This is a genomic window from Streptomyces bugieae (genome assembly GCF_036352915.1).
In the GTDB taxonomy this organism is placed as follows: domain Bacteria; phylum Actinomycetota; class Actinomycetes; order Streptomycetales; family Streptomycetaceae; genus Streptomyces; species Streptomyces endophytica.
This window is the reverse complement of the sequence record NZ_JAZBJP010000045.1, coordinates 20,360-35,520: the sequence shown is the minus strand read 5'-3', so window position 1 is coordinate 35,520 and position 15,161 is coordinate 20,360. Positions and strand designations below refer to the sequence as shown.

The 15,161-nt window shown below is 74.2% G+C and carries 11 protein-coding genes, 1 tRNA gene and 1 riboswitch; of the genes, 7 read left to right on the top strand and 5 right to left on the bottom strand.

Going from position 1 to position 15,161, the window contains the following annotated elements; genetic code table 11:
* Positions 1–41 precede the first annotated feature (41 nt).
* Entirely contained in the window at positions 42–1,757 is a 1,716-nt protein-coding gene (locus V2J85_RS36500; RefSeq protein ID WP_330823917.1) for a metallophosphoesterase, read from the bottom strand.
* Between the two features lie 120 nt (positions 1,758–1,877).
* Between V2J85_RS36500 and V2J85_RS36495 the strand changes: the two genes are divergently transcribed.
* From V2J85_RS36495 to V2J85_RS36480, 4 genes are all read left to right on the top strand, one after another.
* Positions 1,878–2,228 (top strand): metallopeptidase family protein, encoded by a 351-nt coding sequence (locus tag V2J85_RS36495; RefSeq protein ID WP_261956917.1) that lies wholly within the window; start codon positions 1,878–1,880, stop codon positions 2,226–2,228.
* A gap of 202 nt (positions 2,229–2,430) precedes the next feature.
* Positions 2,431–3,114 carry a hypothetical protein gene (locus V2J85_RS36490; protein WP_261956918.1) on the top strand — a complete coding sequence of 228 codons (684 nt, stop codon included), beginning with the start codon at positions 2,431–2,433 and terminating at the stop codon, positions 3,112–3,114.
* Between the two features lie 291 nt (positions 3,115–3,405).
* Positions 3,406–5,640 (top strand): DEAD/DEAH box helicase, encoded by a 2,235-nt coding sequence (locus V2J85_RS36485; protein WP_261956919.1) that lies wholly within the window; start codon positions 3,406–3,408, stop codon positions 5,638–5,640.
* 179 nt (positions 5,641–5,819) lie between these two features.
* Positions 5,820–5,892 (top strand) — tRNA-Lys (locus V2J85_RS36480).
* 132 nt (positions 5,893–6,024) lie between these two features.
* Here the strand turns inward: V2J85_RS36480 and V2J85_RS36475 are convergent.
* Entirely contained in the window at positions 6,025–8,220 is a 2,196-nt protein-coding gene (locus V2J85_RS36475; RefSeq protein ID WP_330823916.1) for a LysM peptidoglycan-binding domain-containing protein, read from the bottom strand.
* Positions 8,221–8,400: 180 nt separating this feature from the next.
* Positions 8,401–8,883, bottom strand: a complete 483-nt coding sequence (locus V2J85_RS36470) for a hypothetical protein (protein WP_261956920.1) — start codon at positions 8,881–8,883, stop codon at positions 8,401–8,403.
* Between the two features lie 347 nt (positions 8,884–9,230).
* On the opposite strand from V2J85_RS36470, the gene V2J85_RS36465 reads away from it, so the two are divergent.
* Positions 9,231–10,373 carry a PP2C family protein-serine/threonine phosphatase gene (locus V2J85_RS36465; RefSeq protein WP_410011377.1) on the top strand — a complete coding sequence of 381 codons (1,143 nt, stop codon included), beginning with the start codon at positions 9,231–9,233 and terminating at the stop codon, positions 10,371–10,373.
* Positions 10,374–10,475: 102 nt separating this feature from the next.
* Here the strand turns inward: V2J85_RS36465 and V2J85_RS36460 are convergent, their stop codons facing one another.
* A complete protein-coding gene (locus tag V2J85_RS36460; RefSeq protein WP_330823915.1) occupies positions 10,476–11,819 on the bottom strand; it encodes a DUF2332 domain-containing protein in 1,344 nt (447 codons plus the stop codon).
* Between the two features lie 302 nt (positions 11,820–12,121).
* Positions 12,122–12,267, top strand: a riboswitch (cyclic di-AMP (ydaO/yuaA leader).
* 11 nt (positions 12,268–12,278) lie between these two features.
* Here V2J85_RS36460 and V2J85_RS36455 point away from each other — a divergent pair.
* Together V2J85_RS36455 and V2J85_RS36450 are read left to right on the top strand one after the other, a co-directional pair.
* Entirely contained in the window at positions 12,279–13,523 is a 1,245-nt protein-coding gene (locus tag V2J85_RS36455; RefSeq protein WP_261956922.1) for a M23 family metallopeptidase, read from the top strand.
* 151 nt (positions 13,524–13,674) lie between these two features.
* The gene (locus tag V2J85_RS36450; protein ID WP_330823914.1) at positions 13,675–14,634 is read left to right on the top strand and encodes an aldo/keto reductase; all 960 of its coding nucleotides are present in this window, start codon (positions 13,675–13,677) and stop codon (positions 14,632–14,634) included.
* An 88-nt stretch (positions 14,635–14,722) separates the two neighbouring features.
* Here V2J85_RS36450 and V2J85_RS36445 read toward each other — a convergent pair whose 3' ends face one another.
* On the bottom strand, positions 14,723–15,025 hold the full coding sequence (locus V2J85_RS36445; RefSeq protein ID WP_030415925.1) for a hypothetical protein: 303 nt from the start codon (positions 15,023–15,025) through the stop codon (positions 14,723–14,725).
* Positions 15,026–15,161: the final 136 nt, after the last annotated feature.

Genomic DNA, 15,161 nt, shown 5'->3' with positions numbered 1-15,161 from the left:
TGAGAAGCATATGGGATGGGAGGACCGTTCGCCAAAACGGTTTACCCGGAGCCGTCGGAAGGGGTCCTGGTCGGCCGCGAGAAAGGCCCCGGTGAGCGGCCGGCCGACGGCCCGGTGGGCGGGCCGGACGGGTGAGCGGAGCGGGTCGGCGCCGGCGTGGCGCCGGGCTGGTTCTCCCGCGGGAGGTGGCGGCTGACCTCGGCGCGGGACAGGCCCAGCCCGCCCAGGGTGATCTCGTCCCAGGCCTGCAGCCGTTTGGTCCTGCGGTCCAGATAGAGCACCGACGCCTGGACCGGGGCGGGCTTCTTGTTCTGCACCGCGCGCAGCCCGCCGCCACCGGTGGAGCCCTCGACCATCAGCCGGGTGCCCCTGGGCAGCGTGGTGTTCTCGCGGTGGTGGATGTGGCCGGCCAGCGCCAGCGGGACCAGCCCGTCGGTCTCCGCTGCGGCGGCCGGGTTGTGCGCCAGCGCGAGGTCGACCGGCGTCCCGGCCAGCCGCTCGGTGCGCAGCACGTCGGCGAGGCGGCGGCCGGCGGCTCGCTCCGCGCCGTCCCCGGCCGCCACGACCGAGCGGTCCGGGGTGAACTGCGGGTCGCCGGTGCCCGCGATCCGCACCCCGGCGACCCGGACCACCCGGCCGTTGTCGAGGACGGTGACGTGCCGGCGGCCGGACAGGTAGGTCTGCGTGGTGCGCGAGTCGTGGTTGCCGCGCACCCACACGTACGGCGCGCCGAGCGTGGAGGCCGCGTCGAGGAAGTGGTTCTCGGCGGCCGAGCCGTGGTCCATGGTGTCGCCGGTGTCGACGATCACGTTGATCCGGTACTGCTTCACCAGGGAGGCGATGATCCGCCAGCTCGCCGGGTTCAGGTGGATGTCGGAGACGTGCAGGACGCGGAGGGTGCTGGGGTCGGGCTGGTACGCCGGCAGCGTCGAGGTGGCGTCGTAGAGCTTGGTGACGTTGGTGACCAGCCGGGCCAACTCCTTCTGGTACACGTCGAATTCGCTGACGATGCTGCGCGCGTTGCCGACCACGGACGGGGCCGAGGACAGCAGTCCGGAGAACTTCGGCTCCAGGACCGAGTCCGGGTTCCAGGTGGCGTACGCGGTGCCGGCCGAGGCGCCGAGCAGGGCGAGCGCCAGGCCGCCGGCGGCCAGCGCGCGGCGCGGGCGACGGTAGACGACCAGGCCCAGCGCGGTGGCGCCGGCGGCCACGGCGAGGCAGGAGTGCACCGCCAGCCCGAGGGCGCCGCGGGTGACGTCATGGGCGACCTCGTCCTGCAGGCCGGCGAACCGTTCGGGGTGGGAGACCAGCGCCTGCGAGCGGACCGGGTCCAGCCGGTCGACGTCGACGTCGAGCCGCAGCGGCGCGTAGTGGCTGCTCAGCTCCAGGTCGCCGAGCGGCGCGACGTCGATCCGGGTCCCGCCGGTCAGCGAGGGGCGCAGGGTCATGCTGGTGTCCATCGGGCCGACGGGGGCGTGCACGGTGCCGATGAGGACCAGCCCCAGCCAGGAGCCGAGTGCGGTCACGGCTATCAGGCCGAGCGAACGGGCCAGCGGGCGCGGCGGTTCGAGGGGGCCGACGGCGGGTTCCGTACGGCGGGAGCGGGAGGGGCGGCGGACGGCTCCGGACGGCGGGGATACGCCGTGCGGCCGGTCCCGGCCCGGACGCCACAGGCGGAACGGGCGGGGGAGCCACCGGAGCAGGGGGTTTCGCGGTAGGTCGGGGGCCGATGTCCGGGAGCGCTCAGCACGGGCCATTGGCCCCGTATGCCCGGGGACGGCGGCCGTCAATCAGGGTGCGGCGACTCGAGTGGTGGTGCGGGATTGCGGGCGGGCGGCGACGATCGGAGGCGGGGAAGGGTGGCGGAGAATGGTGGTGTGCTGGAAATGACGCGCGAGGAGTTCGAGGAACTGGTCGCCGAGGCGCTGGACCGGATCCCGCCGGACCTGACCCGGCTGATGGACAACGTGGCGGTCTTCGTCGAGGACGAGCCGCCGGCCGACGACCCCGAGCTGCTCGGGCTGTACGAGGGGACGCCGCTGACCGACCGGGGTGAGTGGTACGCGGGCGTGCTGCCGGACCGGATCACGATCTACCGGGGGCCGACGCTCCGGATGTGCGCGACGCGTGAGGACGTGGTCGCCGAGGCGGAGGTGACGGTGGTTCACGAGATCGCGCACCACTTCGGCATCGACGACGCCCGGCTGCATTCGCTCGGTTACGGCTGAGTCGCGGCGGCGCCCCGGCGTGATCGGCGGCGCGGGGCGCGTGTCCTCAAGCGGGGGGCGGGAGTTGGGCAGGGCGTCCGTGCCGCCGTCCCTGCGCTCCGGATCCGGAGGTCCCGCCGTGCGCCCGAGCCCCTGCCGCCCCTCACCGTCCCCGACACCGCAGCCCCCCGCCCCCGCGGTGGCGCGACCGCCGGAACCACCGGTGCCGTCGTCGCAGCCGCCCGCAGCGCGGCCGTGCGCCTCCCGGCCGTCGGCCGCGCCGCCGTCCGTGCCGCCGCCGTCCGTGCCGCGGTCGTCGGCCGGCCGGGCGCTGTCCCGGGTCGCCGTCGCCGCGGCGACCGTCACCGCGCTGGCCGCGTCCCTGGCCGGCTGCATGAGCGTCAGCGACCCGGGGGAGCCCAAGCCGTCCGGCGGCGCCGCGCGGCACGACGGCAAGGGCGCGCGGCCCGGTCCCGGCGGGCCGACCGCCGACGGGCGCGGCGCCGGAGCGCGGCAGCTGGGCCGCAACGGCGGGGCCCGCCCGGCCGACGGGGACGAGAAGCCGGGCAAGAAGTCCAAGTCCGCCAAGCCGAAGGAGTCCGAGGCCGATACGACCCCCGGCCCGGTGGAGCCCTCGGGCCCGGAACCCGGCGCGGGCGACGGCGGTGGCCACGGCGGACCCCACGGACCCGCCGGCCCCTCGCCGTCCCACTCCGCCCGGCCGTCCTCCCCGCCCGTGACCCCCACGCCCCCCAGCACCCCCACCGCCGCCCCGACCCCGCCGCCGAGCACCCCCGCACCCCCGCCGAGCGCGCAGGCGTCCGGCCCGTCCCCGGTCTCGCCGATGTCGTCGCTGGCCGAACCGGGCGAGCCGGGGGACGCGGGCACCATGGACGAGGGGGCCTGAGGCGGAGCTCACGGGGGAAGCGGAGGCGGGGAGACGGGCCGAAAGGCGCGGGGTGGGACCGGGCGGTCGCGGAGGCCCGGCCCGAAAGCCCTGGTCAGCGGCTCATTTGCCATCCGGGGGGCGGAGTGCGTATGGTGGTAGATCGTTTGATCCCATTTGCCCGGCGCCAGAACAGAAGCGCGCCGCGTGGCGCGTTCTCTCCCTTGCCGTGGCTGACCGCATTGAGGCGGTCGTTGTGAAACACACGGAGTTTGGGCGCGTGCCGAGACTCCGGAAGGTTTCGCATTTCGCATGTCCATTTCCACTGATCAGTCCGTCATGCCCGCGCACGACGAGCAGGACGAGCGGCCGGCCGCCGAGGTGACCGAGGCCACGGCCACGTCCGACACCGAAGCCGCGGCGGACGCCCAGGCCGAGGCCGACACCGACGCCGACACCATCACCTTCGCCGACCTCGGCCTCCCCGAGGGCGTCGTGCGCAAGCTCGCGCAGAACGGCGTGACGACCCCCTTCCCGATCCAGGCCGCGACCATCCCGGACGCGCTGGCCGGCAAGGACATCCTCGGCCGCGGCCGCACCGGCTCCGGCAAGACCCTCTCCTTCGGTCTGCCCACCCTGGCCCGGCTCGCCGACGGCCGCACGGAGAAGAAGAAGCCGCGCGCCGTCATCCTCACCCCGACCCGTGAGCTGGCCATGCAGGTCGCGGACGCCCTCCAGCCCTACGGCGACGTGCTCGGCCTGAAGATGAAGGTCGTCTGCGGCGGTACGTCCATGGGCAACCAGATCTACGCCCTGGAGCGCGGCGTCGACATCCTCGTCGCCACTCCGGGCCGGCTGCGGGACATCATCAACCGCGGCGCCTGCTCCCTGGAGGACGTCCAGGTCGCCGTCCTCGACGAGGCCGACCAGATGTCCGACCTGGGCTTCCTGCCCGAGGTCACCGAGCTGCTGGACCAGGTGCCCGAGGGCGGCCAGCGGATGCTGTTCTCCGCCACGATGGAGAACGAGATCTCCACCCTGGTCAAGCGCTACCTGACCGACCCGGTCAGCCACGAGGTCGACAGCGCCCAGGGCAACGTCACCACCATGACCCACCACGTCCTGGTCGTGAAGCCGAAGGACAAGGCGCCGGTCACCGCCGCCATCGCCGCCCGCAAGGGCCGCACCATCATCTTCGTCCGCACCCAGCTGGGCGCCGACCGCATCGCCGAGCAGCTCGTCGAGTCCGGTGTGAAGGCCGACGCGCTGCACGGCGGCATGACCCAGGGCGCGCGCACCCGGGTGCTCGCGGACTTCAAGGACGGCTACGTCAACGCGCTGGTCGCCACCGACGTCGCGGCCCGCGGCATCCACGTCGACGGCATCGACCTGGTCCTCAACGTCGACCCGGCCGGTGACCACAAGGACTACCTGCACCGCTCGGGCCGTACCGCCCGCGCCGGCCAGTCCGGCACGGTCGTCTCGCTCTCGCTGCCCCACCAGCGCCGGCAGATCTTCCGCCTGATGGAGGACGCCGGTGTGGACGCCTCCCGGCACATCGTCGGCTCCGGCGTCTTCGACGAGGACGTCGCCCGGATCACCGGCGCCCGTTCGCTCACCGAGGTCCAGGCCGAGTCCGCCAACAACTCCGCCAAGCAGGCCGAGCGCGAGGTCGCCGAGCTCACCCGTGAGCTGGAGCGCCTGCAGCGCCGGGCCGCCGAGCTGCGCGAGGACGCCGACCGGCTGACCGCCCGCGCCGCCCGCGAGCGCGGTGAGGACCCGGCCGAGGTGCTGGCCGCCGTCGCCGAGACCGCCGCGGCGGAGGTCGCCGCCGAGGCCGCCGCCGCCGAGCGGAGCGCCGCCGACGAGCGCCGCCCGGCCGCCTCCGACCGCCGCGACGACCGGGGCAACTTCGAGCGCCGGGACCGTCGCGACGACCGTGGTGGCTTCAACCGGGACGAGCGTTCCGGTGGCCGTTCCTTCGACCGCGACCGTCGTGACGACCGCGGTGGCTTCCGCCGGGACGACCGCGGCGACCGCGCCGGCGGCCGTTCCTTCGACCGCCGCGACGACCGTCGTGACGACCGCTCCGGTGGCCGTTCCTTCGACCGTGACCGCCGCGACGACCGGGGTGGTTTCGAGCGCCGGGACCGTCGTGACGACCGTCGTGACGACCGTGGTGGCTTCAACCGGGACGAGCGTTCCGGTGGCCGTTCCTTCGACCGGGACCGTCGTGACGACCGCGGTGGCTTCCGCCGGGACGACCGCGGCGGCTTCAACCGCGACCGCAACGACCGGGGCTTCAACCGCGACCGCGGCGACCGCCCGAGCCGCCCGTTCCACCGCGACGACCGCTCCGGCGGCTACCGTTCCGGCGGCGGCGACCGGCCCTTCAACCGCGACGACCGCTCCGGCGGCCGCCCCTCCTCCGGTGGCCACCGCTCCGGCGGTGACCGCCCCTACGGCCGCCGCGACGACCACCGTGGTGCCACCGCCGGCTCCTACGGCCGCCGCGAGGACAAGCCGCGCTGGAAGCGCAACGGCTGATCGCTGACGCCGCTCACCACCGGGCCCGTACGCACGCAAGTGCCGTACGGGCCCGGTGCGTTGTACGGTCGCACCGCCCCGCCCGAGGGGCCGCCGCACGGCCCGCGGCACCCCTGTGACCTGGCCGTTCGGTAATGCCTTCGGGCTGCGGCACGTCCTCGGGCTATGCTGCTCGGTGCGGGCCATTAGCTCAATTGGCAGAGCAGTGGACTTTTAATCCATTGGTTCAGGGTTCGAGCCCCTGATGGCCCACCGAGACACCCCAGGACACGTCGCCTGAGGTGCGGTTCAACGCCCCGACCGGAGTTTCCCGGCCGGGGCGTTTCCGTTTTTCCCACGCGCGGCGGCGTACGTGCCGCGTCGGCGGGTCCGGGCGTCGGAGGGTCAGTCGAGGCTGAGGACCTGTCCGGGGAGGATCCGGTCGGGGTCGGTGCCGATGGTGTCGGTGTTGGTGCCGTAGAGGTGGGTCCAGGTGGTGCCGTGGGCGGCGGCGATGATGCCGAGGGTGTCGCCGGGGCGGACGGTGTAGCGCTGGGGGCTCGTGGTGTCGGGTGCCCGGCCGGCGGACGGGTCCGGGGTGGGCCGCCGCGGGCAGGGGTTCTCGGCGGTGGCCGTGGGGCGTACCGGCTGGGGGGTCAGGGGTGTGCAGACGGGGGTGGCCGCGCCGATGAGTTGGACCAGGCCCACGCCGCCGGTGGGAGGCAGCAGCGCGGACCAGTTGTTGGCCAGCCATACGTTGCCCGAGGGGTCGATCTGTACCGCGGTCAGGTGCTGGATCGCCTTGTGGTGGAAGCCCGTGGCGGGGGACAGGACGGTGCCGGTGGTGGCGCCGGGCGGGCAGGCGGTCACGTTCTCGCCGCACAGCAGTGACACCGAGGCGTTGCCGAAGCCGGCGACCCATACCCGGTCGGAGCCGTCGACGGCGATCGACCAGGGGAAGACGGTCCGGGGCAGCCGGTGGACGCCCGCGACGGTGCCGTCGGGGCGCAGTTCGGTGACGGTGCTGTTGAAGTAGCTGGGTACCCAGGCGTTGCCGTGGGAGTCCAGGGCGAGCCCCAACGGCCCTTGGAACGAGCTGCTGTTGAGGGTGGCCCGGGGCCTGAAGTCCGGGCCGATGAGGGTGACACTGCCGCCGAGCTTGCCGGGGGTACCGGCTCGGCGGGAGTCCAGGAGCTGGCCGAAGTCCATCTGGCTGTTGGTGATCCAGGCCCGGCCGCGGGCGTCGATCTGGAGGCCGAAGGGGTGGTTGAGGCCGCTGTGGGTGAGGGTGAAGGCCTTGGCGGGGTCCCCGTGCGGATAGACGACGACGCTGCCCAGGCCCGGTTTGCCCGGCAGGCCGAAGGAGTTGGCGATCCACAGGTTGCCGCGCTGGTCGACGGCGACTCCCTGCGGGCGGACGAAACCGCCGTTCGCCCACCCTGTGGGGGGTGAGAGCGGGGTGCCGGTGGCCGAGTACTTCGTCATGGCGTCGGTGCCGTAGCTGGGTGCCCACACCGCACCGCCGTGGTCGACGGCGATGCCCCACGCTCCGCCGTTCATCCCCCCGCCGCTGAGGGGGCTGCCGAGGACCGGGCGGCCGGTGGGGTCCAGGACGCTGACGTAGTGGCTGGCCGTGTGGGTGCCCGGCAGCCAGTTGTTGGTCGCCCAGGCGTTGCCGCGTGCGTCGAAGGCGATACGGCCGGGGGCGTACAGATCGGTGTCGGTGTAGCGCAGGGCCAGGAGCCAGCCTTCGGGGGGTGCGGTGAGCGCGGGGGTGTGGTCGCCGGTGGTGCGGGCCAGGGCGTACAGGCCGGCGGTGGACAGGGTCGGATGGTGGGCCAGGGCCAGCAGGGCCTGCACCGTGTCCGTGGGGGCGGGGCCGCCGCGGGGTGTGGCCAGGCGCAGCAGTCGCTCGCACCGCGGGCCGTCCGTCGCGCATGCGGAGACGAGGTCGGCCAGGGTGCCGAGCGTGGCCAGGGTTTCGTTGCGGGCGCCGTTGGCGCCGTCGGTGACCACCCGGCCGGCTTTTCCGGTCGTCGGGTCGGCGAGGTTGAAGGAGGTCGCCGCGGCGTTCTCCAGCCCCGGGGCGGGCCCGGTCACCCGGCGTCCGTCGTCGAACTGCGCCAGCGCGTAGGTGGCCGCCACGGTGGTGAGTTCGTCGACCGTCACCCGGTCCAGGGTCCGCGGCCGGACGGCGCCGCCGGATCCGACCCCGACCACCGCGCGCAGCCGCAGCCTGCGCCCGCTGGTGGCCTCCACGTACAGGACCCCGCCGGCGGGCGGGGCGTACCGGATCCGGAAGGCCCCGGCCGCGTCGGTGCGGGCCCGGCCCAGCTCCCTGCCGCCGTCTTGCGAGCCCGCCCACAACCGCACCGGCACCCCGCGCAGCGGCTGTCCCGCGCCGGTGACCGTGCCGTGCACCGTGCCGCCCGACGGAGGGACCGGCCGGGCGCCTGACGGGGCGGCGGCCAGTGCCAGGGTGACCGCCGCCGACGCCGCGGCGACGGCGGCGCCGGCCGCCGGCACCGGCCGGGCCCACCGCGGCCGGCGGTGCCGGGCCGGGCGGCGGAAGGCGTGCCGGCGTACGGCGGATCCGGTCATGGCGTCACAAGCCTTTCCACGAGGCGCAGCCGAGCCGGCCGGGCCCGGATGTCACCGCTGAACGGGGCGGGTGCTGCGCGTACCGGATCCACCACCTCCACGCGCCCGGAGCGCGACGGGTGCTGCGCCGTCGGGACGGACGCCGGCCCCGGGACGGACGCCGGCCCCGGGCGGGCCGGCTCATCCCTCCGGTCGGCCCGGGGCACCGCCCGCCCCCCTGTCGGTCTCCGGCGTGCGGAGGGTGAACCAGCCGATCCTCGACGTGCCGAACAGCCAGATCGCGCCCAGGTACAGGCCCGGGCCCACCTGGCGGATCTCATCGCGTACCCCGCCCGCGACCAAGGACGTGCGCGAGTAGTCGATGACGATGCACTCCCGCTCGTCCAGCAGGCTCGGGCCCGGAGCCACCCTGGCCAGCACCGCCAACGCGTCGAACGGCCCGAGCCGGTTGCTCAGGTAGCCGCCCTCGGGGCTGAACACCTTTCCCCGCCACGCGGCCAGCCGCACCAGTGCAGCGATCGGCTGCACCAGGCTGGTACCGGCCCCCAGGATCGCGGTGCCCTCCATCGGGCCGCGGGGCACCTCACCGGCCGGAGCGGCCCGGAACACCTCCTCCAGCCGGCCGTCGTCAGCCGCCAGCAGATCACTCTCGGTGCATGACACAGTCAGCCTCCAGCAGTCGTCACCGGCCCACCGCGCCCCTTCCCGGTCCGCCTCACCTCGGCGGGACCGGATCGGGAGTACCCGCGCTGCGGCCCGGCCCGAGCCTGCGCAAGCGGTCAGCTTCACCATGAACGCCCCCGCCCCGCGCCACCACCCTGATACGGCCGATCAGCGACCCGGCCGGGCCGGGCCGGCGGAACCCGTCGTGCGGCGACCCGTCCGGCCCCCGTGGATTCGCCGGGCCGTCCCGGAGCGGACAGCCTGGGGACGTCGAGGTGACGTCGGCGTGCGGCCGGCATGCCGGTGCTCGTACGGCGGACGGGCGGAGCGGGAAGAGGCCGGTGCGGATGCTGCAGGGCGACGGGCCCTCCACGGGCGACGGGGAGCGCCGGGCGCGCCGGGCCCGGATGTCCCCGGTGGGCCGGAGCCTGGCCTGCTGGCTCCCCGCCGTCCTCATCCTCGGCGGCCTCGCGTTCGACATGGCGACGCCGCCCAGCTACACCGCCGCCCCCTTCTTCTCCGCCGCCCCGCTGGTGGCGGCGCCGCTCTTCTCGCTGCCCGCCACCGCCCTCACGGCCCTGGCCGCCATGGCGGGTGAGTCCATGGTGGTGACGTACCGCAGCGCCGCCCAGGACACCCACGAGTCGGTGACCGAGATCGCGACCGTCTTCGTGGTCGCCCTGCTGGCGCTCGCCATCAACCGCGTCGTCCGGATGTCCGACGCCCACCTGGCGTCCGTACGGGACGTCTCGGAGGCCGCGCAGCGGGCCGTCCTGCCGGCGCCGCCCGAGCGGCTCGGCGGGCTCGCGGTCGCCGCCCGGTACGTGGGCGCGCGGGCGGACGCCCGGATCGGCGGCGATTTCTACGCCGTGCAGGACACCCCGCACGGCGTACGGCTGATCGTCGGCGACGTCCGCGGCAAGGGTCTGGAGGCGGTGGAGGCCGCCGTGGTCGTCATCGGGGCCTTCCGGGAGGCGGCGGAACAGGAGGCCACCCTGGAGGCGGTGGCCGGCCGGCTGGAGCGGGCGCTGCAACGGGAGGGCGGGCGGCGCGCGGGAATCGACCGGTACGAGGGGTTCACCACCGCGGTCCTGGCCGAGATCCCCGCCGGCGGGCGGTCGGTGCTGCGGGTCCTCAACCGTGGCCATCCGGCGCCCCTGTTGCTGGGCCCGGACGGCGGGCTGTGCGAGCTGACGCCCGCCGCGCCGGCGCTGCCGCTGGGGATGAGCGAGGTGGCGGGCTGGCCGGACCGTTCCGACGAGTCGTTCTTCCCGGCCGGCGCGCTGCTCCTCTTCTTCACCGACGGCGTGACCGAGGCCCGCGACCTGCGCGGCCGCTTCTACGACCCCGCGGACAAGCTCCGCGGCCGGCACTTCCCGGGTCCCGGCGGCCTCCTGGACGCCCTCATCGAGGACGTCGCCCGGCACACCGGCGGCGCCCCGGCGGACGACATGGCCCTGCTGGCGCTGCAGCGGCCGATGGGGGAGTGAGAGCTCGGCGACCTGCGGGGGTACGCGCAAGGCCGCCGACCCGGCGCTCCACAGCGGGCGGACGCTCCGACAAGGGTGTGCCAAAGGACCGTCAGGGGCCCACTACAGCGGGCGGAAGCTCTGTCCATGCGGGCCGGTGAGCGCGACCGGGTGCCCGTCCAGGGCGAGGGTCAGCTGCAGCGGGTCGTCCGGGCGCGGGGTGTGGTGCGCGGGCAGGGGGAGCCACGGCAGCACGGAGTGGTGCTCCTGGGAGACCCAGTGCCCGCCGCCGTCCCGCCCGTCGAGGACCGACCGTACGAGCCGGGCGAACTCCTCGCGCCGGGCGAACGGCAGATAGCTCAGCACGGAGGTGTGGAACACGACCAGGGTCGCCCCGTCCGGTGCCTCGGCCGCCAGCGCGGGCAGTTCGTCGATCAGGTCCCCGCGGACGATCCGCGGTCGCGGCACCGCCCGCACCGCGTCGACGGCCGCGGACAACCGGTCCGCCCGCGCCTCGTCGCCGGGCCATACGAGCGACCGCAGCCAGCGCAGGTCGTCCGGCTCGGCGACCGGGTCGAGCGGTGCGAGATCGATCCCGGCCCGCCAGACGACCTCGGGGAGCCGGGCGGGGACGTGCGCCCGCTGCGCTGCCGGCGCCGGCACCGGCGCCTGCACCTGACAGGGGAAGACCACGGGGCTGTCAAAGGCGCCCACTTCGACGAGCGGGGCGTGCGCTCCGGCGCCGACGACCCGGTGGTGGGCTCCCGTTCCGTGCCCGCCCGGGTGCCCGGGACCCGGCGCGCCCGCGTCCCCGTATCCGTACCTGCCTTCGTACCCGTAGCCGTCTTCGTATCCGGAGCCCTCTTCGTATCCGTATCCATACGCGTACCGATAGCGGTCCGGGTGCAGACACAGCCCGGCCGAGGTGCCGACCTCCAGCAGGGCCAGCGGCTGGGGCAGCCGGGCGAGCAGCGGCAGCAGGGTGGCGCAGCGGGCCGGTTCGTTGGTCTGGGTGCCGCGGCGCAGGATGACGTCCCGCACCTGGTCCCAGTGCCGGATCGTCCATTCGCGCCAGCGGCCGTAGGCCGCCGCGCCGCGCGGGCCCTGCTCCGCGTGCGGGCCGTCGAGATGGCGGACGGCGGCGAGCAGGAGCTGGGGCTGCTGCTTGTCGCCGGCCGGCAGCGACCCCGCCAGCAGCTCGCACAACTCCTGGTCCTGGCCGATCCGTGCGCTCAACTCCTCGTGGGCGTCGGACCGCCCGCGCGCCTCGCGCCAGGAGAACTCCTGGTACCGCCGCGCCACGTCCTGGGCGCTTCCGGTCGTGCCGCCGCGGTGGCCGGGACGGCCGTGCCGCCCGTGACCGGTGTTGCGGAGGCGTTCGGCGGGTCCGGGGTTCTCGGCGTATCCGGGACTTTCGGAGGGTCCGGGGCGCTCGGAGTGTCCAGGGCGCTCGGCGTTGACGACCATGATCCGACGTTACGTCTTCACGTTCCGTAATGGGCAGGCACCCCTCCGCATAACAACTGACGCACAATCATCGAGAGATCGTTTAGACGCGGCACGGGGTGGTGCGGCCAACTCGCCCGATTTATGGCCATGGTGACCGGAAAAGACCACGCCAAAGCTGGTGCGCGAGGCATATGGATTCCCGGGAAGGCTTGGAAAACCGCCGCGATCTCTATTACTGTCCGATAACGCAGCGCGGTCGTCCCAGCCGCCGCAAGAGGCGGCACCGTGCGCCGACGCCGAATCCCGCACGCGCTTTTCACGCACCTCCAGCACCTCGAACTGCACCAAGGGAACCGGGGAACCACCACCTTGGGGTGAATCGGACGCCTTCGCCAGAGGGTGCCCGTAGGAGACCTTCCTGCTCCGAACCCGTCAGCTAACCCGGTAGGCGAGAAGGAAGGAAAGGAGTGCGCCCCCGTGGCGTCCAACAGGCCCGTCCCCGAGGCTCCGTCCACCTACGAGTCCGACGACCGGGGCCCGGGCGCCCCGTACGCGTCGGGAGCTCCCCACGCCTTCGCGGGTCCCGGCGACACCGCTTTCGTCACCGACGCCCGTTTCGCGACGGCCGGCGGGACGAACGGTGACGCCGACGGCCAGTGGGAGGAATGGAACCCCACCGAGGAGTCCGTCCGCCCGGTCCGCGGCAAGCACCGGGTGGCCAAGCAGCGCGGCGGTGGCCTCGCCCGCGGTGGCACGGTCCTGGGCGTCGGCGTCATCGCGGCGGTCGGTGCGGGCGGGATGGCCACGGCCGAGGGCCGGCCGCCGGTGCCGATCTCGATGCCCGACCTCGGCGGAGTGGCCGACGCGGTCGCCGACCACCTCCCGGACGCCGCCTCCCTGCCCGGCGTCGGCGACCTGATATCCGACGGCGGTTCGCACGGCGACGGCGGCGCGCACACCGCTTCCGCCGCCACCTCCGCCGACCCGCTCACCGGCCCGGGCAGAGACACGGACGCCGGATCGAGCTCGGGCACGGGCTCCGACGCGGGTACGGGTACGGACTCCGGCTCCGGCGCGAACGCCGGCGAGGCGCTGCGCAGCCGCATCCTCCAGCAGGCCGACACCCAGCAGGGCGCCGCCGAACAGGAGGCCCGCGAGGCCGCCGAGCAGGCCGCGATCAAGCAGGCCACGACGGACGCCGCCGCGGACCTGAAGGCCGCGGAGAAGGCCGCGGCCGCCAAGAAGGAGGCGGCGGCCGAGGCCCGGCGCAAGGCCGAGGAGGAGGCCCGCCGAAAGGCGGAGGCCGAACGCCTCGCCAAACTGGCGCAGAGCTTCATCACCCCGGTCTCCTCGTACACCCTCACCGCGAGCTTCGGGCAGGCCGGTGACCGCTGGGTCGCGGACCACACCGGCCAGGACTTCGCCGCCCCGACCGGCACACCCGTCAAGGCGGTGCACTCCGGCACCATCACCCAGGCCGGCTGGGCCGGTTCGTACGGCTACCGCATCGTCCTGACCCTCGACGACGGCACCGAGCTCTGGTTCTGCCACCTGTCCTCGATGGTCAAGACCTCGGGCAAGGTCAGCACCGGCGACGTCATCGGCCGGGTCGGCGCCACGGGCAACGTCACCGGCCCCCACCTCCACCTGGAGGTACGCCCCGGCGCCGGCGACCCGATAGACCCGATGCCCTGGCTGCGCGACCACGGCGTCAACGTCTGAACACCTGACGGGCGGGGCGGGGCGGGCGGCCACGGCGCGAGGGTGGCCGCCGTCCGGGGAACCGGAGTATCCGAGGAACGGGAGTATCCGAGGAACGGGAATAACTCCCGTAAGCGGGAATAACCACCCGCCCCGCGACGCTGCCCCCACCATGAGCGCGACAAGCAACAACTCCCGTACGCCCAGGGCCCTGGGCTCGCTGTCCGTCTCCCCCCTCTCCCTCGGGGGCAACGTCTTCGGCTGGACCGCCGATGAGGCCGAGTCGTTCGCCGTACTCGACGCGTACGTGGCGGGCGGTGGCAACTTCATCGACACCGCCGATGTGTACTCGGCCTGGGTGCCCGGCAACAAGGGCGGCGAGTCCGAGGCGGTCCTCGGCAACTGGCTGGCCTCCCGCGGCCATCGCGACGACATCGTCATCGCCACCAAGGTCGGCGCGCACCCCGATTACAAGGGTCTGTCCGCCGCCACCATCAAGTCCGCGGTCGAGGAGTCCCTCACCCGTCTCCGCACGGATTACATCGACCTCTACTACACCCACTACGACGACGAGTCGGTCGAGGTCGGCGAGTTCCTGACCGCCCTGGACGACCTCGTCCGGGCCGGCAAGGTCCGGGAGATCGGCGCCTCCAACATCTCCGCGCAGCGCCTCGCGGAGTCCCTCGCCTTCTCCGACCGCGAGGGCGTGGCCCGTTACGTGGCCCTGCAGCCGCACTACAACCTGGTCTCCCGCGACACGTACGAGGGCGAACTCGCCGACGTGGCCGCGCGCAACGGCGTGTCCGCGGTGCCGTACTACGCCCTGGCCTCCGGCTTCCTGACCGGCAAGTACCGGCCGGGTGCCGCGGTCGACAGCGCCCGGTCCGGGAAGGCCGCGCAGTACCTGTCCACCGACCGTGGCCCCCGCGTCCTGGAGGCCCTCGACACGGTCGCCGCCGCCCATGGCGCCGAGCTCGCCACCGTCGCGCTGGCCTGGCTCGCCGCCCAGCCGACGGTCGCCGCCCCGATCGCCAGCGCCCGCACGACCGCCCAGCTCGCCCCCCTGCTGGCCGTCACCGACCTGACCCTCACCGCCCCCGAACTCACCCTCCTGAACGAGGCGTCGGCGTAGTCCAGGACGCGGGCCCGCCGCACAGGGAAGGAGCGGGGCCCCAGGGCCCCGCTCCCCTCCCACCCGCACCGCAACGCCGCCGGGCGCACTACCCCCGCCGGTCCACCACCGCCCAGGACGCCAGCGCCACCCCACCCGCCACCGCGAACACCGAAGGCCAGGCCCCGATCTTCTTGGCCAACGGATGCGACCCCACGAACGCCGCCACGTAGGCCCCACTCAGCGCCGCCGCCGTCTTACCACCGGCCTTCCGCTGCCACTCCCGAGCCGCCACCGCCCCCGCCGCAGCCAACGCCACACCCCCCAACGGCCGCTTCTTCGTCCACCGAGCCACCCCATAACCCCCGAGCAACCCACTCGCCGCCACCACACTGCTCGGAACGCCGGCCATGCCCACTCCACTCCTCAGAAGAGACACCAGAGAAACCACAGAAGAGACAACTTCTGTGAGCCTACGCCCGGGAGTTCGGCCCACAGCGAGCCGGCGCCACGGTGGATCCACGGGGCGTCGGGTCACTGACATGGTG